The sequence below is a fragment of the Mesorhizobium sp. WSM3879 genome, assembly GCF_002294915.1.
GTDB lineage: Bacteria > Pseudomonadota > Alphaproteobacteria > Rhizobiales > Rhizobiaceae > Mesorhizobium.
Genome location: NZ_NSFZ01000009.1, coordinates 116,437 through 134,352, shown reverse-complemented (window position 1 = coordinate 134,352; position 17,916 = coordinate 116,437). Strand labels below are relative to the sequence as shown.

The following is a 17,916-nucleotide window of genomic DNA, read 5'->3' as shown; positions in this document are numbered from 1 at the left end:
GTCACCCCCGCCTTCAGAGGCGGGGGTGATTTGCTTTTGAAGTGACGGTGAATGGTGAATAGGGAACAGTAATCAACGAAACGCACTTCACCGAATGGGAACGCGCCGACGCTTCACCATTCACCGTACTTTCCACTATTCACTAATTCCTCTCTCTCGCTTCATGCATCAGCAGCGCCGCCTCCGTCCGATTGCGCACGTTGAGCTTGGCGAGCACTCGGGTCATGTGGTGCTTGACCGTCTTTTCCTGCAGCGACAGCCGCATCGCGACCTCCTTGTTGCTCAGGCCCTCCGCCACCAGCCCCAGGATCTCGGCCTCGCGGCCGGTGAGCTGGCTGAGCGGGTCGGGCTTGCGGCTGGTGGGCTGCAAGAGATCCGACAGCAGCCGGGCCGAAAGCGTCGGCGAAACGTAGCTCTGGCCGTTGGCGACGTCGCGCAGGATCTCGGCCAGCGACTTGGAGCCGACGCCCTTCAGCACATAGCCCCGCGCGCCCGCCTTCAGCGCCTGGGCGACATCGGCATTGGTCTCGGACACGGTGAGCATGACGATCTTTTGCTCAGGCGCCGCCGAAAGGATGCTGGCCAGCGCATTGAGGCCGCCGCCGGGCATGCTGATGTCGAGCAGCAGCACGTCGGGCGCGCTGGCGCGGACCAGCTTTTCGGCGTCCTCGGCGCTGGCGCCTTCGCCGACAAGCTCGAAGCCGCCGATCTCGCCGAGGCTGCGCGCCACGCCCTCGCGAAACAGCGGATGGTCGTCGACAATAGCGATGCGGATGGGTGCGGTCACGGCTGCTCCTCGACAGACAATGTGATTACCAGTCTCGTTCCCCCCGGGCCCGAAAGCGTCTCGAACTGCCCGCCAATGCTTTCGATACGCTCCCTGAGACCGGCGAGCCCGAGGCCTTCGCTTCGCGCAGGATTGAAGCCCGGACCGGTGTCCTGCACCTCGACCAAAAGCTTGCCGCCCTTCATCGTGGCCCTCACCTGCTGGCCCTTGCCCTTGCCGTGCCGGAAGGCGTTGTTCAGTCCCTCCTGCACGAAACGATAGATGCTGATCTTCTCCGAGGTGCCGAGCTCCGGCAAGCGCTCCGGCAGCGTCAGCAGCACTTTGGTGTCGGTGCGGCGCTCATGCTCGGCGACCGCCAGCCGCAATATGTCGGCCACCGCCTGCGTCTCGATCTGCGGCAGCACCAGGCCGTTGCAGATGCCGCGTATCTCGCTCATCGCTTCGCCCAGGGTCTTATGGATGCCGGCGATTTCTGCCTCGCGCTGCGGCTTGGGCGTGGCGGGGTCGACCAGCACCGGGCTGTCCATCCTGAGCGCGGCAAGCGCCACCAGCTGCGCCGGGCCGTCATGCAGGTCGGCGCCGATGCGCCTCAGGTAGCGTTCGTTGATGGCGGTGGCTCGCCGCGAGGCGCGCTGGACGCGCTGGCGTAGCGACGAGTTCTGCGCCAGCGCCTCCTGCAACTCGGTGACTTTGGCTTCCAGCGCGGCACGCTGCGTCTGGATGGTGCGGCTGCCGCGAAACACGATGCCCGACAGCAGCGCCAGCGAGGCGGCGGTGGCGCCGGCCACCACCAGCCAGGTCCATCTGAGCGCTGAGTTCAGCGTCTCCTGGAAATCGTCGGCGACTTCGTAGAATTCCGACACCGCCACCACTTCGCCCGACCAGGGCTCGCGCACGGGGTTGTAGATCTCGAACAACGGCGCGGTCACCGCTTTCTCTTCGCTGGTCTCAGGATCGTCGGCGAGGTTGTTGAATTCCGCCACGACATTGCCGGCAAAGGCCGAGATCAGATTGGGGTTGGGCGGAAACGTCTTGCCGATCAGCTTCGAGTTATCAGCGTAAAGCACCGTGCCGTCGCGCCGCCACAGCTTGAATGACACCAGCCTCTTGCCGAGCGCGCCCTGGCCGAGCGTCTCGTCCAGCGCCCGTTTGACCGTGTCGTCGAGCTCGCGGCTCTTGCGCAGGTCCGGCAGCAGCGGCGCGATCACGCTGTCGACATAGAGCGCCGTCGTGGTGGCGGAGTTGTGCATCACGCCTTCGCGGATTTGCGACGTCACCCAGAGGCCAACCACGAGCATCACCGCCAAAAGCCCGATGCCGCCGGCAATCACAAACTGCCAGGCCAGCGACAGCCCGCTCCAGATTTGCACAAGTCGCTTCAAGGTCTCCCTGAGCATTCGCGCGATTCACCCCACCACGGACAAAGAGTATAGGCCAGCCGCGGCATTTGCGACACCGACCTTGGTCCGGCCTTCAGGCGAGCGGTTAACAGCGCGGCCGTCGAGGCTGCAGAAACCGCTTCCAGGTGCCAAGAACGCCTAGTTCGGCCCCCGGCACAGATGCGGGCGGAACATTAGCAGTTTCTAAGTGTTGAGGTCTTTGCGAGGGCTTCCGAAAGAAACTTCGGCCTATGCCCCCTTGGCAGGCGCGTTTCCTGACCGCCGACATGTGGAGAGGACCATGAACAACATCATCTGGATCGTAGGTGCTATCGTCATCGTGATCGCCATTTTGAGTTTTCTGGGTCTGCGCTGATTCGAGCCGGGCCGCTCGTAGCGATGGCGGCGCGAATGAAACGTGCGGCGGCTTGGGGTGGCCTTGGCCATCCGGCTTTTCGGTCGTGCTCGCGGGGATGATCACCGCATTCGTTTTCAGGCGGATGGGCTGGAACGCAAAATAGGGCGACCGCGTTTTGTCTCGCTATGTCGAGGAGTTCTCACCTTCACAAGGCCGAGATGTCAGGCTTGGCCTCGATTGCCGAGGCGGAGCGCCAGGCGCGCGCCGAAAAGAACGCAAGGCTGAGGGATCTTCGTACGCATACATCGTGGCTGGTGCTCGATCCCGACGCGCTTTTCCTGGACGAGATCGACTGCTCGGCGCTGTTCGGTGAAGTGCCTGGCCTAAAAATCGTCGGCTAGGAGAGGCCTCTCGGCTGTCAGGCCGGCTGAAGCCGTCCGACAGGTGCCCCGCGCGAGATCGCAATCAGCCGCGCAACGGCCAATGGCGCCAAGAACATGAAAACCGTCGTGATGCCGAGGAAGATCGACCAAGCCAGATCGATCACGCTGTGGTCATAGCAGACTGCGAATTCCATGGCGCCTTACCCTTTTATCCACCCCGCTGCGCATCAGGTTGCCACGCATTGAGCCAAGCATGATCCTCATTTTCTAGAAATACAAGAGATCGCTAATTTGGGTAGCAGGTCAGTTTGAAGTCCACCCCCGATCAGAATAGGCGCTTTCGCCTAGGCCCCGTCTGGAAATAGACGGAAACGGGCGTCACCGACCAGCTTTGGGAGAATCGCGAACATCGTTGCGCTTGTCGAAGCCGAGAAGCCCACAGTGCGCGGCCCTTACAAAAAGCGCGTGACGCAAAAGAGAAGGGCTCGCGGCGTTTAGACGCGAGCCCTTTTCCTTGCTGAGAGCGACATTGTTGGGTGTGCTCTGGCGGTCGGATAATCATCACAATCAAGGGTTTGGGGGAAGCTGGCGATCATTCACAGTTGTTCAATAGAGCGTGATGGACGGGGGAGTTTGGGCTAACCCGCGATTTCAAACCGACCCACTATCCTAGTTGGGGTGGAAATTTCACCGGCCGGCCGCGTCGTAACGAAACACCAGCGGATTGTCTTGGTAATCAGCCAGCGTGTGGAGCAGATCGCCGATGGTCAGGTCCGAGGATCCAATGGAGGAGCGGGGACGATATTTCTTGTCAGGAGTGAGCATGTCGGCTATGCCTCGTTTCAATATTTCAAGGATTGTTGAAACGTGGATGAGCGACAAGCCCTGATGGCCTTTGGTGCGCTGTCGCAGGAAACGCGGCTGAAACTGCTTCGGTTGCTGGTGGTTGCCGGGCCGGACGGCATCGCCGCCGGTTCGCTTGCCGAACAGGTCGAGGTCTCTCCGTCCAATGTCAGCTTCCATCTCAAGGAACTGGAGCGCGCCGGCCTGGTCGGCACGCGCCGCGACGCACGCTCGATCGTCTACAGCGCGGAATACGATGCGCTTTCCGCTCTGATCCGCTTCCTGATGGAGGATTGCTGCTCGGGCCGGCCGGAAATCTGCACGCCGGCGCTCGCCGCCCCGTGCTGCCGGCCAGGCGAGGGGACCCGGCAATGATCTCTTACGATCTGCCGCGACGTGCCGTTGCTGAAGCCCTGGGCGCCGGCCTGCTGGTGGCAACGGTGGTCGGTTCCGGCATCATGGCGGAGACGCTGACGCATGACACCGCGCTGGCGCTGCTCGCCAACACGCTCGCGACCGGCGCCATGCTGGTGGTGTTGATCACCATCCTCGGACCGATCTCCGGGGCGCATTTCAATCCGGCCGTCTCGCTCGTCTTCTGTTTGAACCGGTCGCTCCCGCCGCGCGATCTGCCTGCCTATCTCGCCGCGCAGTTCGCCGGCGGCATCGCCGGCACGATCGCCGCGCACCTCATGTTCGCCCTGCCGCCCTTGGAAATCGCGACCAAGCTGCGCGCCGGACCGGCGCAATGGTTTTCGGAGATTGTCGCGACATTCGGCCTGGTCGCTGTAATTCTCGCCGGCCTGCGCTTTGAGCGACGGGCTGTGCCATGGCTGGTAGGCCTCTTCATCACCGCCGCATACTGGTTCACCGCCTCTACGTCGTTCGCCAATCCGGCCGTCGCCGTGGCGCGTGCGCTCACCGACAGCTTTTCCGGCATCAGGCCGGCCGATCTCCCGGGTTTCATCGTCGCCGAACTGCTCGGCGCCTTGATCGCGCTGGCGCTGATGGGATGGCTGCTGCGGCCCGAATCCATCGAGCAATCCGAGCCACTGAAAGCCGAGCCATGACGGTCACCATCTACCACAACCCCGCTTGCGGCACCTCGCGCAACACGCTTTCCATGATCCGCGCCAGCGGTGAGGAGCCGATGGTGATCGAATACCTGAAGGCGCCGCCGAGCCGCGAACGGCTACTCGAATTGATCGCGGCGATGGGCATCACCCCGCGCGACCTGTTGCGGGAGAAAGGCACGCCCTACGCGGAGCTTGGCCTCGCCGATCCGAAATGGAGCGACGACGAGCTGATCGGTTTCATGCTCGCCCATCCCATCCTCATCAACCGGCCGATCGTGGAGACGCCCAAAGGCACGAGGCTCTGCCGGCCGTCGGAGGCGGTGCTGCCGCTGCTCGACAACCCCGTGCGCGAATTCATCAAGGAGGATGGCGAGAAGGTCGCCTGGTTGCCGCAAACCTAGAGCGCCAGATGCTTCATGAAGTAGATCGAGGCTCGTGGTTTGCGAACGGGTCGACAAAGTGATGCGGCACGACACCGACTTCTTGCCAGTTTCTGCATAAGGTCCGCCGCTGTCGGAGCTTGGCGATAGATTTGTCGCGCGGCGAACCCATGGCGGCGATCGCTACGCCGGCAGCCGATCAGGCGCAGTCCTTCAACTCGACCACCTCGACGCCAAGGCGGAAGGCCTGACCATCGGCATAGGAGCGCGCATATTGCTCGGCTTCGAAAGGGAAGGTCATCGTTGTGCCGTAGGCGGTGACGCGCACCGTCCACCTCTGGCCCTTGACGAGTTCAACGCCGTGAAGCTTGGCCGTCGCCATCTCACCCTCCTCCAGTCCGGCATGCTCGCGGACGCAAAGACTAACGCCGCGGAAGTCGTTTGAGTACAAATAATCCGACCCAATCGTGTCGCTACCGCGTCGATTCCGACATTCGGCGCGGCGCTTCCGTGAAATGGATCACGTTCGCTGCTGGAACCCTGGACAGGTCGAGTGGATTAGACTTACGAGCAGAGGAGGTGTCCCATGATCCGCAAGCTGAAGTCCGGCGACTACCGGCTCTATTCGCGCAAGGTGGATCCGAGGACCGGCAAACGCCGGAATCTCGGCACCTTCAAGTCGCGCGAGGCTGCCGAAAAGCACGAGCGCGAGGTGCAGTATTTCAAGCGGCATTAGCGTCTTGCGGCAACCTCGTTCGGTCCGGCGCCGCCTGTGCGGAAACGGGATCGGCGAGTGGGCAGTGATTAGAAAACGCTAACGGAACGGAAACACGTCTGCGCTAGGGTGGTGCGTCGGGCGAGGGAGTTTGAGCCCGCCGGGCAAGTTTCGGGACCAGTGCATCATGGCCACCTTTCCCCACTTAGAGCGCCGTCTTCATTCACGAGAATTCGTGCTGAAGGAGGCCACGATCGTCACCGGCGACGCCAGCATCAAGTGCTCCGTCCGTAACCAGCACGAGCATGGCGCCGAACTGCGCGTCGGGCCGCAGGTGGAATTGCCCGACCGTTTCACGCTCATTGTTCCCGATGACGACGCCGTCTATCGGGCCGTGGTGCGCTGGCGCCGCAACGAGCGCGTCGGCGTGCAGGTCTACAGCAATTCAATGAAGGGCTGATGGCCTCCTTCGTTAGCCCCGGCAACAAGCTCGAAATATCCAACCAGACAGTGCGGCTCACGGCAATCTACCAGTTTTTGAGGGGGAGCCGCGGCGGAGCGGCGTCGCCGGCTTCTCCACCGCCGTCGTCTCGTTGAGCGCGGGGGCCACGTGCAGGCCGCCGAGCGCGACCTGCTGAATGGAGGCCCGGCTCTCGTCGGACCCTCCCGTGCTCAGTCGTGATGCTCGGGCATCGACTTCAGCTGGTCCTTCGTCCATCTGGTCACGGCGTGGACGTCGCCGTCCTCGTCGCGCATGAAATCCAATTGGTTGGCGCTGACGGCGACCGGCTTTGCACCGATGCCGAGGAAGCCGCCGACATCGATGACGACCTGGCTGCCATGCATGTGGTCGACCGAACCGATCTTTTCGTCGTCCGGGCCGTAGATGGTTGCGCCTTCGAGAATGCTGGGAGTCAGTTCGGCGTTTGTCAGCCTTACGTGGTTGGTGTGATCCATGACAGGTCTCCTGTGGTTAGACAGGAGGAACTGTCGATGGCAACGAGGGTTCCGCCGACGTCGAATGCCGGCAACCGTCGCACGCGTCGTGGTTCCTGACCTACAGCCCTTTCCGTGCCCGGATGCTCCGCGCCGCCTGCTCGATCGCGGCGCGGTCGCTGCCCAGCCTGTCGAGCAACTCCTGCGCTTCTTGGGCCGATATGCCGGTGCGTATCGCAAGCGCCTCGATCGTCAGCACATCCGCGCTGTCGATCTCGCGCGTTCCAGGCAGCGCATCGCCTGCCGTGAGCGGCAGCGCCGCCTCGCGATCGATCTCCATCTCGGCCTGGCGCCAGTGCCGCTCATGGTCGCCATGCAAACTGCCCTCGCGCTGCCAGAGCTCATAGGCACGCTGCCTGATCTTCTCGGTCCGATCATCATCCATTGCCGTTCCTCCCTTTGCGTGCCACTCAACGCGGGATGAGGCGGAACGATCCCCGAGGCCCAAGAAGTGATCGGCTGGCGCCAGCCAAAGCCTGGCCGGTGGTCAGGCTCCGTAAGTCGCCAGCGGCTTGCCGAATATCCCGGGTTCCGGTTTGACGCCCAGGCCCGGCCGCTGCGGCACGGCTATGAAGCCCTTTTCGATCACGACCGGGTTCTTCCGGTCGAAATGCCCGTCGATATATTCCTGGGCGATCCAGGCCCCCTCCATCCGGCGCGGCTCGACCGTGGCAGCAAGATGGACACATGCCGCCGCGATGATGTCGCCGCCCCAGGCGTCGTCGCAGCTGTGCGGCAGCGAGCGAATGGCGCAAAGGTCGCGCACGGTTGTCATCTTCGTGAGGCCGCCGAGGCGCGTCACCTTGAAGCCGAAGCCATCGGCGATGCCCATGGAGATCGCTCGAAGCACCGCGTTCTGGTCCTCGGTACTCTCGTCGAGATAGACCGGATGCGTCACGCGGCCCTTCAGCGTAGCGACTTCATCCATGGTGTTGCAGGGCTGTTCGAAGACGAAGGGGATTGCCTGGCAAAGCCGGTCGAGGTGGATTGCCGACGCGACCGTCAGGCCCCGGTTGCCGTCGACCGCGATGCGCGCCTCGTAGCGGACAGCTTCCCAGACCTTGTGCACGACGGCCACGTCTTCTTCCAGGTTGCGCCCACCGATCTTCACCTGGAGGCGGGGATAGCCGGCCTTCACCTTGTCGGCGGCGATCCTCGCCGTTTCGTCCGGCGGACCTACGATCAGCGAATAATAGGCCGGCACGCGATCCGTCAGCGCGCCGCCCAGCAGCGTCGAGACCGGCACGCCGAGCTTTTGGCCGAGCAGGTCGAGAAAGGCCATGTCGAACGCGGCCTTGGCATAGCCATGTCCGTTCAGGCGCTCGTCCATCTGTTTTGCCAGCAGTCTGATCGAAGCGATCTCCGCACCGATGAGGCCCGGGGCGATTTCGGCGATCGCCGCGCGGGCGCCCAGCGCATGGTGCGGCTGATAGACCGGTCCGATCGGACAGGTCTCGCCCCAGCCGGTGAAACCGTCTTCGGTCACGATCTCGACAAGCGTGGAGTCCAGCGACTCCACGTCGTCGCTGGCCATGCGGTAGACGCCGCCTTTGACGGGCAGCTGCGCCGAATAGACGTTGATCCGATCGACGCGCATCACATACGCGCCCTGGCCGAGGTCGGATCGTAAGGCGAGTCCGCGATCACCTCGGCGATCTTCCAGTCCCCCAAAATGGCGACCTCGAGCTTGGTGCCGGGTTTGCTAAGACGTTCCGGCAGAAGGGCCAGCGCCACGTCATGGCCGAGCGCATAGCCGTAGCCGCCCGACGTAATGCGCCCGACAAGTTCGCCGTGGACATAAAGGCCCTCGGAGGCAAGCGTGCTCGCGCCGTCGGTTTCGATCTTGAGCGTCACCGACCGGCGCTGGTCGTTCCTCGCCTTGTATTTCAGCACCGCCTCGCGGCCAGCGAAATCGCCCTTGTCGAGGCGGATGAAGCGCTCGAGCCCGCTCTCCAGCGCGTTGAGCTCAGGGTTCATGTCGCGATACATGGCGCGATAGGATTTTTCGAGCCTGAGCGACTCCAGCGCATGCAGCCCGACAAGCCGCATGCCGTGCTTCTCGCCCTCCTTGAGGATGGCATCCAGCAGCTGCCGCTGATAGGACAGCGGGTGATAGAGTTCCCAGCCGAGCTCGCCCTCATAGTTGACGCGCAGCAGCCGCACGTCGCTGGCCAGGGCGACGCTGCCGGTCGCCACGCTGAACCACGGGAACTTTTCGTTCGAAAGATCGATCTCGGTCAGCGGCTGCAGCACTTCGCGTGCCTTGGGCCCGACGACGGTGAAGCAGCCGCGATCGTTGGTGACGTTCTTCAGTGATATGCTGCCGTCGGCGGGCAGCAGCCTTGAGAGATCGTCGAAATTCCAGCGCTCGGCGCGCGGCGTCGAGATCAGGTAGAACAGGTCTTCTCCGAGCCGCGCCACCATGTACTCCGCCTGCACGCCGCCGCCCGCAGTGAGGTGATGCGCCAGCGTCACCTTTCCGACCGCCGGCAAGCGATTGGCAATGATCCTGTCCAGCCAGGCGGCCGCGTTCGGTCCGGACACCTCGAACTTGGTCATGGGCGTCATCTCGACCAGGCCGACGGCAGTGCGCACCGCCTGGACTTCCTCGGCAACGAGGTTCCCCTTCGGCGTCCATCGCCAGCTATACTGGTCCTTGGCTTCGACGCCGTCGCGCGCGAACCAGTTGGGCATCTCCCAGCCATTGAGAACGCCCCAGACGGCGCCGAGCTCGGTCAGCCTGTCATAGGAAGGCGCGGTCTTCTGCGGCCGGGCGGCGGGCATGTCCTGTCCCGGATACTTCTGCTCCGCATGTGTGCCCCAGGCCTCGCGGACCTTTTCGCGCGTCCAGGCCTTGTTGGCGTAGTCGCCGAAGCGGCGCGGATCGAGATCCGAGGTGTCGAGGCTGTTGCCGCCTTCGACGATCCGTTCCGACAGGTAATAGCCGATCGTGCCGCCCCACAGGATGCCGCCTGGCACGCCTTCGGCCAGCCAGACATTGGGCCGGCCCCAGGCCGGCCCCATCAAGGGAAGCTCGTCCGCGGTCATCTGGAACGGTCCGCGCACATTGGCCTTGATACCGACGCGCCCCAGCGCCGGCACCAGCTGCAGAGCCTGCTCCCAGTTCCACGACACCGCCTCGAAATCTTCTTCGACGAGGTCGGCGCCGAACCAGGAAGGGACGCCGTCCTCGGCGAACAGTTTCAGGTTCGCCGTGCGCTCGTAAGGCCCGAACATCAGCCCGTCGCCTTCTTCGCGCAGATAGCCCTCGAACCCTTCGTCGCGCAGGATCGGCATTTCGGGGCGGCCCTGCCTTTTCCGCTCGACGATTTCCGGCACCGCTTCGGTGATCCAGTACTGATGCAGGATCGGGATCGCCGGGATATCGAGGCCGAGCAGCGCGCCGGTCTGGCGCGCATAATTGCCGGTGGCGGAGATCACGTGCTCGCAGGTGATGTCGCCCTTGTTAGTCTGGACGAGCCATTCGCCGCCGGGCGTGCGCCTGAAGCCGGTGACCTCGGTGTTCAAGTACACCTTGGCACCCAGATCCCGCGCGCCTTTGGCCATGGCGATGGTCACATCGGCCGGCGCGATATGGCCGTCATCGGGATGATAAAGCGCGCCCAGCATGTGGTCGTTGTCGAGCAGCGGCGCCAGCTGCCTCGCTTCGCCCGGCGTCAGCAACTCAGCGCGCACGCCCTGGACGTCGGCCACGCTCATATAGCTCTTGAATTCATCGAGCCGATCTCGCGAGTTGGCGATGCGCAGCTGGCCGCATTTGTGCCAGCCGACCGGCTGGCCGGTTTCGGCCTCCAGCCCTTCATAGATCTCGATGGTCTTCTTGATCATGCGGCCGACATTGATGTTGCGGGTATAGGACGGGATCAGGCCCGCCGCATGCCAGGTGGAGCCGGCCGTAAGCTGGGTCCGCTCGAGCAGCGCAACGTCGGTCCAGCCGCGCTTGGCCAGGCCGTAAAGGATGCCGGCGCCGACGCATCCTCCGCCGACGATCACCACTCTCGCATGTGCTTGCATCGAACCACCAATTCCAGATCGTTTTCAAAAGCGCGCCGCCGAAGCTACAGTCGACGGAAGGCCGTGTAACGTTCTGAAAAACTAGGGGTAACGATAAATTGGGCTTATGCAGCGATCCCGCCTTGGCGGCTCGCTCCTCCCGGCGTTTTTACTGCGCCTGCCCGTCCTGCGCCGTCTCGTCCTTGAACTCGACTTTCGTGCCCGGCTTGACCATGGCGGCGAGGTCTTCGACATCCCAGTTGGTCAGCCGGATGCAGCCATGCGAGTAGGTCGTGCCAATCTTGCCGGGATCCGGCGTGCCGTGGATGCCATAGCTTTCGATCGAGAGGTCGATCCAGACCGATCCCACCGGATTGTTAGGTCCCTTGGCGATGGTGAAGGGCCGCTTGCTCTTGACCCCCTTGAAGGCGAATTTCGGATTGTAGTGATAGGTCGGATTGCGCACCACGCGTTTGACCTCCGCGGCGCCGCTCGGCGCCGGCTTTTCCTCGCTGCCGATCGAGGCCGGATAGACCGCAACCGGCTTGCCTGATGGATCGAGCGCGCGGACCTGGCGGGATGCCTTGTCGACCTCGATGGTCTCGATCTCCGCCGGGGCGTCGCCCCGTCCGAGATCGGGCACCACGAGGCTCACATCTGCCTTCCGGAACCCGACGCGCGGGTTTAGCGTCTTCAGCAATTGTTCGCTGATATGGAAACGCTCGGCCAGCCTCTCCCGCGCATTGCGATAGCCGAGGCGCTTCAGACGAGTCATCCGCTCCAGGCGGGTGGGGATGCGCCTGGCAAAGGGGCCGCGCACGTCCTTGACCGTGACCTCATATGTCACCAGAACCGGCTCGGCGGAGCTCGCCGTCAGCTTGTCCCAGGTCTCGCGGGTGAGCTTGCCGTCGGAAGCCAGTCCGTTGGCCGCCTGGAACGCCGCCACGGCTTTGGCAAAATTGTCGGAGAGGCGACCGTCGATCAGGCCCGGCGAGAAGCGGGCGCGATCGAGAAGGATCTGCGCCTTGAGAAGCATCGGACTGACGTCCTTCGGCTCGCCCTCGCTGAATTGCGCCTGATTGACCGCGTCGAGATCAAGCCTGGCCGCCTGAACTCCGCTGCATGCGAGCGCGAACGCCACGGCAGCGACAACGAAGAGCCGGACCATCGACTTCACTCCCGGGTTACGACAGAAACCTGTCTTTATGACGCGGGCGTGCCGATCTGGTTCCTGTCGCAGCGCCGGCGTGCAAATCATTAGAACGTGCACCTTTGGGCGTACGATCTTGAATTTTATGCCGAAACCAGTTCCCAAGAGCGAAAAATGCTGGCATGATCATATAAGGGCCTATGCATTTTGTGATTAGATGGGCCCTTGCCTGGTGACCGGCGGCTCCCCAACGCCCCCCGCCCATGCCGCCGGTTACTTCATTTGAGGCCTCCCCCAGGCCGACCCCATCCCGGCCGTAGCGCTTCACGCACATATTAGCGGTTTGGAACATTCCTGCCTTCCCGGTGTTCGTTTTGCCAGGAGGAGCAACCATGGCAGACGTCAAAACGAAGCGCGATTTCCGGGACCGCGACCGTGTGTCGGCGGACGACGATTATGAGGTTCGCTACTTTGCCAAGCAGCATCGCATCACGCCTGAACAGGTTCGGGAGCTGATCAGCGAGCACGGCAACGACCGTAAGATTTTGCAACGTGAGGCAAGGAAGCTGGGTGACAAAGCTTTCTGATTTGGGGCCGCCGATCTTTGCCCGGTTGCGGGTCAGAGCAGCCGCCAACGAAGAGGACCAGTTCCGGATATGTACCGCCTGCGGGCAGGCAGTGGACTGGGGCGACCTCCGGCAGGTGATCTGGCATGAGCAGCCGGGACACACGAAGCTGGAAATTGACAGCTGAAAAGCCCTAGGGGAGACCCCTTGATGGATTTGACGCCAGAGGAGTCGCGAGCAGCACGAGAACTCCTGCATTGGTCGCAGGTGCGCCTCGGCGCCAAGGCCAGCCTAGGCGAAGGGACCATTCGCGACTTCGAGAACGGGATCAGAATTCTGCGGGTCGAGAAACGAACCCGCATCCGTCGCGCTTTTGAGGCGGCTGGCGTCGTGTTCACGGCGAAGGGGCCCTCGCTTTCGGCCGTCAGGCCCGAAATGAATGGCTATCGCCATAAATAGCGCCGCTAAGCTAGTCGCGCTGCCGCGCTGCTGGCAGCGAGCTAACTGTCCACGCAAAACCGGAGGTCGCGTCCTCCGTGAGGCCTGTGAGCACTCGTGGACGTTTGCCGGAGAGCTTCGACTTCAAGCTGGTTCAACCTCGACCAGGCAAATGAACGACGCGTATGGCTGACTTATTTGTAGGGCAGGACCGCGGCCGCGCGTTGCCGCGTTCCCGAAGGGGAAGTCAGAGATTCCTCGATCTTCGAGGCGGCATCAACTTTCCGGAAACCCGTATCGCAGCTTTTGGCCGGTGCCCGGCTGCTTGACAGCGTCAAGTCCCAGTCGGGTGTGTTCGTGCTTGGCAAAAGCTTTCGCGTCCGCTTCGGAACCGAAACCCTTGATGGTGACAACGCCATCCTCGATAACGCGCACGTAATACCTGTCTTCCAGCGTGTCGATCTCGACCGAATCCATTACGATTGACTTGTTCATTGACGGCCCACCTGAAGAAGATCCACCCCGCAGCCAAACGTCGCCGGCTAAGGATTGTTCCGCACTCAACTGATAAAACATCTACTCAGATAATCGGAGCACTCTGCGGGTCGGAGGGCAACGTGTTGCCTTTGCGAGGCCGCGCTTGGCCAAGTCGGACAAACATACGATTTTACTAAAATGGAAGGAACTGATGGGACTGCTCCGGCTTGACTCGCGGTTCCTGGAGTCGCGCGTGCATGACCAGCGGCAAAGACCGGCTTTCCTTCATCGAGTTCCAATCGCCCAATTTGGTCGAGAAAGCTCCCGAAGACGGCGAATGGCTGCACGAGATCAAGTACGACGGTTACCGAACCCAGCTCATCATGGAAGGCGGAACAGCGCGAGCCTTCACGCGCCGCGGCTATGACTGGTCGCATCGCTACAGGAGGATTGTCCAGGCGGCGGCAGGCTTGCCGGTGAAATCTGCGATCATCGATGGCGAGGCTGTCGTGATCGGCGACACCGGCCTGCCTGACTACCAGGCGCTGGAGCGCGAGTTGGGCAACCCAAACTCTTCGAGATTGGTCTTCTATGCCTTCGACCTGCTGCACCTCGACGGTCGCGATCTGCGACAGCAGCCGCTGGTCGAACGCAAGGCAGCGCTCGAAACGCTGCTGAGGGACAGCGCGCCGACGCTGACCTATGCCGAGCATCTGGAGGTGAGCGGCAGGGAGATGTTCGATCATGCCTGCCGGATGGGCCTGGAGGGGATCGTGTCGAAGCGCGCGGACGCGCCCTACCGTTCCGGCGTGCAGACGAGCTGGGTCAAGGTCAAATGCATCAAGAGCGACACCTTTCCGATCGTCGCGTTCGTCGAGAAGCTTGGTGCTGAGCCGCGCCGGATCGCATCGCTCTATATCGGCAGGCGCGAGGGCGACCGGCTGCTTTATGCAGGCAAGGCTCAGAGCGGTTATACGCTTGAAGTGGCGCGACGCGTTCGCGAGCGGCTCGATCCGCTGATCATCGGCAAATCGCCTTTGTCGGAGCCCATTGTGAAGCCAAAGGCGACCTGGGTGAGACCCGAAGTCCTGGCCGAGGTGCAGTTCAGCGGCGTTACCGATCGCGGGATCTTGCGCGAGGCCGTGTTCAAGGGGCTCCGCGAGGACCTGGGGGCGGTCCCGCCAACGCCGCCGGCGCCGTCGAAACGAAGAGCGGACCGAGATCACGGCGTGCCGCGTGAGAATATCTTGCAGCTGCTGCCCGATGCGGTTTCGCCTTCCAAGGATGAGCTCGTTCGCTATTGGAGTCTGGTCGCCGATCAGGCGCTGGTGCACCTCGGCCGTCGCCCACTGAAGCTCGTCCGTCATGCCTTCGGGGCAACTTTCTACCACAAGGGAATGCTGCCCGAGATCCCGGCAGCGGTGCACCAGCTGCGCGTCGAGAAGCGAGAAGGTGGGGAGGGCACTCGGGTCTGGGTCGACGACCTCGACGGCTTGCTCGGGCTGGTCGAAATGGATGCGGTCGAGCTCCACCCGTGGAATGCCACGGTGGATGACATCGAGCATGCCGACCGGATCGTGCTGGATCTCGACCCTGGTGAGGGCGTGGAATGGGCGCAAGTGACTGAAACCGCGCTGGCGCTGCGGGACATCATGGCAGCGTCAGGTCTGGAAAGCTGGCCGAAGGTCACGGGCGGCAAGGGCATTCACTTGTTGGCGCCGCTGGCGGCGAAAATGACCCACGACCGCGCGCGGCAGCTCGCCAGGTCGATTGCCCAGGTCCTCGCCGACGCAGAACCCGACCGCTACTTGCTGTCGGCCGCGCCGGCGGCCCGCAAGGGCCGCATCTTTATCGACTATCTTCGCAACGGGCGAGGCAACACGGCCGCCGGCGCTTTTTCGCCGCGGGCCCGCCCCGGCTTCCCCATCGCGCATCCCGTTACTTGGGTGCAGGTAGAGCGGCGTATCCGGCCGGATGCGTTTACCATGGACCATCCGTTCAGGGCGGCTCAGCGAAATGCGGCGTAGCGGGCGAGGCCCGTGAAGATCATCTCGAATCTGCGTTCTTAGGCATAGGCGATTGAATTTTCGGGCGGAACCAGTTTCCAAGAACGCAAATTGCTGGCATGATCATATAAGGGCCTATGCATATTTTGATTCGATGGCCCCTGTTCCTGGTAACCGACGGCTCCCCATCGCCCCCCGCCCATGCCGTCGGTTGCCTTATTTCGAAATCCCAAATTAAGGACGCAGCCCCGACCGGTCGAGCAGGGCTGTGGTACGCCGCAAGGTCTTTGGCCTTGCGGCGGACGGCAATCACGAGCCGAACCAAAATAGGGCCAGAAGGGCCACAAAGATTGCGGCCGCAGCGACGCTGCCCCACATGAAGACCCTGCTGGTGCCACGCTGCTCCTCCTCGCGGGATAGGTTGTTAGCCATGTCAAGTCTCCTTCGCAGTATCTCCGCACAAGTGCGAACGCCCGTCAGCGGCTCGCCACCGCCCTTGCTTCGCGCTCCAGCGTCGCACGATCGTTTCCGTGCTTTTTGATGAGGTCGCGAGCCTCGGGGATTGTCAGCTGGAATTTCCTCGCGAAGTGGGCGACCTCATATTCCTCATCGCCTGACACGCGGCCGCGGTCGCGGATATCGCGCTTGGTCGTGTCGTCTGCCATGGTTGTTCCTCCTGGATAGGAATAAAACCGCCTCCCTTTGGGAATGTTCCAGCCTCTGGGAGGTTGGTATGCGGACGCGGCTTCCGTCCTGTCAGCGACGCTTTTCGAGGAGCCGCGGGCCTGCTGCTCGTCATGCCCACTCCCGTCACTCTCGCCACGGAACAATCCGCAGTCCTTGTGGTTCGGGCGCACCCAACCAGGAGGAACAAACTATGTCTGAATCCCGCGAATGGCTGATCCAGTGGCTGAGGGATGCTCACGCAATGGAAGAGCAAGCCCAGACGATGCTGTCCGGCCAGCTGGGCCGGCTCGAGAGCTATCCGGACCTCAGCGAACGCATCCGCGCTCACCTCGCCGAGACCAAGGAGCAGGCGAGACGATTGAAGTCTTGCCTCGATGGCCTGGAAGAAGGTTCGTCAACACTCAAGGACGCAGGCGGAAAACTGACCGCAATGGCGCAGTCGATCAGCGGCGTGTTCGCCGGCGACGAGGTGATGAAAGGCTCTCTGGCCAGCTACACCTTCGAACATATGGAGATCGCTTCCTATACGATCCTCATGGCTGCCGCTGAAGCCGTGGGTGAAACCGAGATTGCTCGGGTCTGCGAGCAGAACCTGCGCGAAGAAGAAGCGATGGCCGAGTGGCTGAAGGACAATCTTCCGCAGGTCACCGAGACATTCCTCGCCCGGGCCGACGCCGACAGCGACAGCGCCAAGCGCTAGTTCGCGTCCTACAGGGGAAACGAGGCGGCGTTGGCCGCCGCCTCGGTCACATCAAGCATGCTTCGGCTGGGCTGCCTTTCCAGTTGGGAGCGGAACTGCTCCCTCCTCGATGAGGATGTCCTTCCGGCGGGCAAAGGCAACGAAGACGCCTCTCGCCGTTTCTGCGTCGATTTCGCCGGCCAAGGCGGCCTTGCAGGCACGCACCGCCGCCTTCTGCTCAGGGCTGTTGCCACACCAGTCGACGACGAACTGATAAGCATCTACGACAGTGTTCAGCTGCCGCGGAAATCCCAGTCCGACCCAGACGCGGATCGGCTTTTCGAACGGTTTTGCAAGCATCGCGACTGCCTCCTTTTTGCTGCTACGCAGCCACGCCGCTGCCTGGGCCCTTGCCGGTCATCCAAGGCAAAGTGACACTCACGTCCTCGTGGATTTTGACCGACTTTGCGAAGCCGCAGAACGCGTCCCTGGCGGCCGCTAGCGGATAGTCGCTGTCAAATGCTCGCTGACAGGCACGCAGGGCGGTCTCGTAGATGGTGCCGCGTCTGTTCTTGGGCCATTCGTAGAGAAATTCCAGGGCGTCATCGAGGCAGGCGATTTCCTGGATGAGGCTGTTCCCGCTCTTCACGAAAACAGGGCTGTCAAACATCCGATCGTTCATAAGATCCTCCAAGTCGAACGAACAATTTGAGTTCTGAGACGGGCCGGAACCGGCAGCGATCCTGGCCTGGCTGCGATATGGGTTTGCGGTTTTTGGCCGTCAAGATGAGGGCGCGTGCGGGAGCGTTCGGCTCGATGGGAACCTTCCGCGGGGTGTTGCTGTTCGGTACGCAGCGGCGGGGCGAATCGTGCTCCGAAATGAGGGCCGCCATCCGTGAGCGGGTCATGTGGCCGCTCTTGCGAAAACCCGCCCGCGCTCCTCCCCGGGCGGGTTTTTGCCGGAGCAATTCTAGAAAGCGTG

The 17,916-nt window shown here is 62.8% G+C and carries 26 protein-coding genes; 11 read left to right on the top strand and 15 right to left on the bottom strand.

What is annotated here, in order from left to right; all coding sequences use genetic code 11:
• Window positions 1-142: 142 nt before the first annotated feature.
• Together CK218_RS20825 and CK218_RS20820 are read right to left on the bottom strand one after the other, a co-directional pair.
• A complete protein-coding gene (locus CK218_RS20825; protein WP_066992920.1) occupies window positions 143-787 on the bottom strand; it encodes a response regulator transcription factor in 645 nt (214 codons plus the stop codon).
• On the bottom strand, window positions 784-2,184 hold the full coding sequence (locus CK218_RS20820) for a sensor histidine kinase (RefSeq protein ID WP_067321944.1): 1,401 nt from the start codon (window positions 2,182-2,184) through the stop codon (window positions 784-786). The genes CK218_RS20825 and CK218_RS20820 overlap by 4 nt, the downstream gene beginning before the upstream one ends.
• A 567-nt stretch (window positions 2,185-2,751) precedes the next feature.
• Here CK218_RS20820 and CK218_RS20815 point away from each other — a divergent pair.
• The gene (locus CK218_RS20815; protein ID WP_210201073.1) at window positions 2,752-2,925 is read left to right on the top strand and encodes a hypothetical protein; all 174 of its coding nucleotides are present in this window, start codon (window positions 2,752-2,754) and stop codon (window positions 2,923-2,925) included.
• A gap of 17 nt (window positions 2,926-2,942) precedes the next feature.
• Here CK218_RS20815 and CK218_RS30705 read toward each other — a convergent pair whose 3' ends face one another.
• Together CK218_RS30705 and CK218_RS30700 are read right to left on the bottom strand one after the other, a co-directional pair.
• Window positions 2,943-3,101 (bottom strand): hypothetical protein, encoded by a 159-nt coding sequence (locus tag CK218_RS30705; protein WP_164747355.1) that lies wholly within the window; start codon window positions 3,099-3,101, stop codon window positions 2,943-2,945.
• 493 nt (window positions 3,102-3,594) lie between these two features.
• Window positions 3,595-3,789: a hypothetical protein gene (locus tag CK218_RS30700; RefSeq protein ID WP_179294548.1), complete on the bottom strand. Its 195-nt coding sequence runs from the start codon at window positions 3,787-3,789 to the stop codon at window positions 3,595-3,597.
• On the opposite strand from CK218_RS30700, the gene CK218_RS20810 reads away from it, so the two are divergent.
• Genes CK218_RS20810 through arsC form a run of 3 tightly spaced genes read left to right on the top strand, consistent with a single transcriptional unit; the run spans window position 3,775 to window position 5,227 of the window.
• Window positions 3,775-4,125: a metalloregulator ArsR/SmtB family transcription factor gene (locus CK218_RS20810; protein WP_095828734.1), complete on the top strand. Its 351-nt coding sequence runs from the start codon at window positions 3,775-3,777 to the stop codon at window positions 4,123-4,125. The genes CK218_RS30700 and CK218_RS20810 overlap by 15 nt on opposite strands.
• Window positions 4,122-4,820, top strand: coding sequence for an MIP/aquaporin family protein (locus tag CK218_RS20805; protein ID WP_095828806.1), 699 nt, complete (start codon window positions 4,122-4,124; stop codon window positions 4,818-4,820). Before CK218_RS20810 ends, CK218_RS20805 begins: the two co-directional genes overlap by 4 nt.
• Window positions 4,817-5,227, top strand: a complete 411-nt coding sequence (gene arsC / locus CK218_RS20800) for an arsenate reductase (glutaredoxin) (protein WP_067321933.1) — start codon at window positions 4,817-4,819, stop codon at window positions 5,225-5,227. The genes CK218_RS20805 and arsC overlap by 4 nt, the downstream gene beginning before the upstream one ends.
• A gap of 178 nt (window positions 5,228-5,405) precedes the next feature.
• Here arsC and CK218_RS20795 read toward each other — a convergent pair whose 3' ends face one another.
• Window positions 5,406-5,588, bottom strand: a complete 183-nt coding sequence (locus tag CK218_RS20795) for a hypothetical protein (protein ID WP_066992937.1) — start codon at window positions 5,586-5,588, stop codon at window positions 5,406-5,408.
• Between the two features lie 204 nt (window positions 5,589-5,792).
• On the opposite strand from CK218_RS20795, the gene CK218_RS20790 reads away from it, so the two are divergent.
• Window positions 5,793-5,942, top strand: a complete 150-nt coding sequence (locus CK218_RS20790) for a hypothetical protein (RefSeq protein WP_095778956.1) — start codon at window positions 5,793-5,795, stop codon at window positions 5,940-5,942.
• Between the two features lie 166 nt (window positions 5,943-6,108).
• Window positions 6,109-6,381 carry a PilZ domain-containing protein gene (locus tag CK218_RS20785; RefSeq protein WP_095783349.1) on the top strand — a complete coding sequence of 91 codons (273 nt, stop codon included), beginning with the start codon at window positions 6,109-6,111 and terminating at the stop codon, window positions 6,379-6,381.
• Window positions 6,382-6,593: 212 nt separating this feature from the next.
• Here CK218_RS20785 and CK218_RS20780 read toward each other — a convergent pair whose 3' ends face one another.
• The 5 genes from CK218_RS20780 to CK218_RS20760 all read right to left on the bottom strand — a co-directional run bounded on the left by CK218_RS20780 (window position 6,594) and on the right by CK218_RS20760 (window position 12,099).
• Window positions 6,594-6,878, bottom strand: a complete 285-nt coding sequence (locus CK218_RS20780) for a photosystem reaction center subunit H (protein ID WP_095778953.1) — start codon at window positions 6,876-6,878, stop codon at window positions 6,594-6,596.
• 100 nt (window positions 6,879-6,978) lie between these two features.
• Window positions 6,979-7,302 carry a DUF2934 domain-containing protein gene (locus CK218_RS20775; protein ID WP_095828733.1) on the bottom strand — a complete coding sequence of 108 codons (324 nt, stop codon included), beginning with the start codon at window positions 7,300-7,302 and terminating at the stop codon, window positions 6,979-6,981.
• A 102-nt stretch (window positions 7,303-7,404) separates the two neighbouring features.
• The gene (locus CK218_RS20770) at window positions 7,405-8,514 is read right to left on the bottom strand and encodes a mandelate racemase/muconate lactonizing enzyme family protein (RefSeq protein ID WP_095828732.1); all 1,110 of its coding nucleotides are present in this window, start codon (window positions 8,512-8,514) and stop codon (window positions 7,405-7,407) included.
• Entirely contained in the window at window positions 8,514-10,952 is a 2,439-nt protein-coding gene (locus CK218_RS20765) for an FAD-dependent oxidoreductase (RefSeq protein WP_095828731.1), read from the bottom strand. Before CK218_RS20765 ends, CK218_RS20770 begins: the two co-directional genes overlap by 1 nt.
• A gap of 148 nt (window positions 10,953-11,100) precedes the next feature.
• Window positions 11,101-12,099: a L,D-transpeptidase gene (locus CK218_RS20760; RefSeq protein WP_095828730.1), complete on the bottom strand. Its 999-nt coding sequence runs from the start codon at window positions 12,097-12,099 to the stop codon at window positions 11,101-11,103.
• Between the two features lie 374 nt (window positions 12,100-12,473).
• On the opposite strand from CK218_RS20760, the gene CK218_RS20755 reads away from it, so the two are divergent.
• The 3 genes from CK218_RS20755 to CK218_RS20745 are packed head-to-tail and all read left to right on the top strand — an operon-like array spanning window position 12,474 to window position 13,106.
• Complete coding sequence (locus CK218_RS20755; protein WP_066992956.1) at window positions 12,474-12,668, top strand: DUF3606 domain-containing protein; 195 nt, start codon at window positions 12,474-12,476, stop codon at window positions 12,666-12,668.
• Entirely contained in the window at window positions 12,652-12,834 is a 183-nt protein-coding gene (locus CK218_RS20750) for a hypothetical protein (protein ID WP_095828729.1), read from the top strand. The genes CK218_RS20755 and CK218_RS20750 overlap by 17 nt, the downstream gene beginning before the upstream one ends.
• A gap of 23 nt (window positions 12,835-12,857) precedes the next feature.
• Window positions 12,858-13,106: a helix-turn-helix domain-containing protein gene (locus CK218_RS20745; protein WP_095828728.1), complete on the top strand. Its 249-nt coding sequence runs from the start codon at window positions 12,858-12,860 to the stop codon at window positions 13,104-13,106.
• Window positions 13,107-13,361: 255 nt separating this feature from the next.
• On the opposite strand, the gene CK218_RS20740 is transcribed toward CK218_RS20745, so the two are convergent.
• Window positions 13,362-13,580 carry a hypothetical protein gene (locus CK218_RS20740; RefSeq protein ID WP_095824617.1) on the bottom strand — a complete coding sequence of 73 codons (219 nt, stop codon included), beginning with the start codon at window positions 13,578-13,580 and terminating at the stop codon, window positions 13,362-13,364.
• 239 nt (window positions 13,581-13,819) lie between these two features.
• Here CK218_RS20740 and ligD point away from each other — a divergent pair, with 239 nt between their 5' ends.
• Complete coding sequence (gene ligD, locus CK218_RS20735; protein ID WP_095828727.1) at window positions 13,820-15,589, top strand: DNA ligase D; 1,770 nt, start codon at window positions 13,820-13,822, stop codon at window positions 15,587-15,589.
• Window positions 15,590-15,877: 288 nt separating this feature from the next.
• Here the strand turns inward: ligD and CK218_RS31420 are convergent, their stop codons facing one another.
• Window positions 15,878-16,000 carry a hypothetical protein gene (locus CK218_RS31420; protein WP_280940525.1) on the bottom strand — a complete coding sequence of 41 codons (123 nt, stop codon included), beginning with the start codon at window positions 15,998-16,000 and terminating at the stop codon, window positions 15,878-15,880.
• Window positions 16,001-16,044: 44 nt separating this feature from the next.
• On the bottom strand, window positions 16,045-16,233 hold the full coding sequence (locus CK218_RS20730; protein WP_095828726.1) for a DUF3606 domain-containing protein: 189 nt from the start codon (window positions 16,231-16,233) through the stop codon (window positions 16,045-16,047).
• Window positions 16,234-16,445: 212 nt separating this feature from the next.
• Here CK218_RS20730 and CK218_RS20725 point away from each other — a divergent pair, with 212 nt between their 5' ends.
• Window positions 16,446-16,955: a DUF892 family protein gene (locus CK218_RS20725; protein ID WP_095828725.1), complete on the top strand. Its 510-nt coding sequence runs from the start codon at window positions 16,446-16,448 to the stop codon at window positions 16,953-16,955.
• A 51-nt stretch (window positions 16,956-17,006) separates the two neighbouring features.
• On the opposite strand, the gene CK218_RS20720 is transcribed toward CK218_RS20725, so the two are convergent.
• Window positions 17,007-17,294, bottom strand: coding sequence for a DUF982 domain-containing protein (locus CK218_RS20720; protein ID WP_095828724.1), 288 nt, complete (start codon window positions 17,292-17,294; stop codon window positions 17,007-17,009).
• A 22-nt stretch (window positions 17,295-17,316) separates the two neighbouring features.
• Entirely contained in the window at window positions 17,317-17,616 is a 300-nt protein-coding gene (locus CK218_RS20715) for a DUF982 domain-containing protein (RefSeq protein WP_095828723.1), read from the bottom strand.
• Between the last annotated feature and the right edge of the window lie 300 nt (window positions 17,617-17,916).

What these genes read in the sequence shown, in the direction of transcription:
- CK218_RS20790 (WP_095778956.1), top strand. Translation starts at nt 5,793, where the DNA reads ATGATCCGCAAGCTGAAGTCCGGCGACTACCGGCTCTATTCGCGCAAG.
- CK218_RS20720 (WP_095828724.1), bottom strand. Translation starts at nt 17,294, where the DNA reads ATGCTTGCAAAACCGTTCGAAAAGCCGATCCGCGTCTGGGTCGGACTG.
- CK218_RS31420 (WP_280940525.1), bottom strand. Translation starts at nt 16,000, where the DNA reads ATGGCTAACAACCTATCCCGCGAGGAGGAGCAGCGTGGCACCAGCAGG.
- CK218_RS20725 (WP_095828725.1), top strand. Translation starts at nt 16,446, where the DNA reads ATGTCTGAATCCCGCGAATGGCTGATCCAGTGGCTGAGGGATGCTCAC.
- CK218_RS20765 (WP_095828731.1), bottom strand. Translation starts at nt 10,952, where the DNA reads ATGCAAGCACATGCGAGAGTGGTGATCGTCGGCGGAGGATGCGTCGGC.
- CK218_RS20760 (WP_095828730.1), bottom strand. Translation starts at nt 12,099, where the DNA reads ATGGTCCGGCTCTTCGTTGTCGCTGCCGTGGCGTTCGCGCTCGCATGC.
- CK218_RS20780 (WP_095778953.1), bottom strand. Translation starts at nt 6,878, where the DNA reads ATGGATCACACCAACCACGTAAGGCTGACAAACGCCGAACTGACTCCC.
- CK218_RS20730 (WP_095828726.1), bottom strand. Translation starts at nt 16,233, where the DNA reads ATGGCAGACGACACGACCAAGCGCGATATCCGCGACCGCGGCCGCGTG.
- CK218_RS20740 (WP_095824617.1), bottom strand. Translation starts at nt 13,580, where the DNA reads ATGAACAAGTCAATCGTAATGGATTCGGTCGAGATCGACACGCTGGAA.
- CK218_RS20820 (WP_067321944.1), bottom strand. Translation starts at nt 2,184, where the DNA reads ATGCTCAGGGAGACCTTGAAGCGACTTGTGCAAATCTGGAGCGGGCTG.
- CK218_RS20745 (WP_095828728.1), top strand. Translation starts at nt 12,858, where the DNA reads ATGGATTTGACGCCAGAGGAGTCGCGAGCAGCACGAGAACTCCTGCAT.
- arsC (WP_067321933.1), top strand. Translation starts at nt 4,817, where the DNA reads ATGACGGTCACCATCTACCACAACCCCGCTTGCGGCACCTCGCGCAAC.
- CK218_RS20770 (WP_095828732.1), bottom strand. Translation starts at nt 8,514, where the DNA reads ATGCGCGTCGATCGGATCAACGTCTATTCGGCGCAGCTGCCCGTCAAA.
- ligD (WP_095828727.1), top strand. Translation starts at nt 13,820, where the DNA reads ATGACCAGCGGCAAAGACCGGCTTTCCTTCATCGAGTTCCAATCGCCC.
- CK218_RS20785 (WP_095783349.1), top strand. Translation starts at nt 6,109, where the DNA reads ATGGCCACCTTTCCCCACTTAGAGCGCCGTCTTCATTCACGAGAATTC.
- CK218_RS20755 (WP_066992956.1), top strand. Translation starts at nt 12,474, where the DNA reads ATGGCAGACGTCAAAACGAAGCGCGATTTCCGGGACCGCGACCGTGTG.
- CK218_RS30705 (WP_164747355.1), bottom strand. Translation starts at nt 3,101, where the DNA reads ATGGAATTCGCAGTCTGCTATGACCACAGCGTGATCGATCTGGCTTGG.
- CK218_RS20715 (WP_095828723.1), bottom strand. Translation starts at nt 17,616, where the DNA reads ATGAACGATCGGATGTTTGACAGCCCTGTTTTCGTGAAGAGCGGGAAC.
- CK218_RS20805 (WP_095828806.1), top strand. Translation starts at nt 4,122, where the DNA reads ATGATCTCTTACGATCTGCCGCGACGTGCCGTTGCTGAAGCCCTGGGC.
- CK218_RS20795 (WP_066992937.1), bottom strand. Translation starts at nt 5,588, where the DNA reads ATGGCGACGGCCAAGCTTCACGGCGTTGAACTCGTCAAGGGCCAGAGG.
- CK218_RS20775 (WP_095828733.1), bottom strand. Translation starts at nt 7,302, where the DNA reads ATGGATGATGATCGGACCGAGAAGATCAGGCAGCGTGCCTATGAGCTC.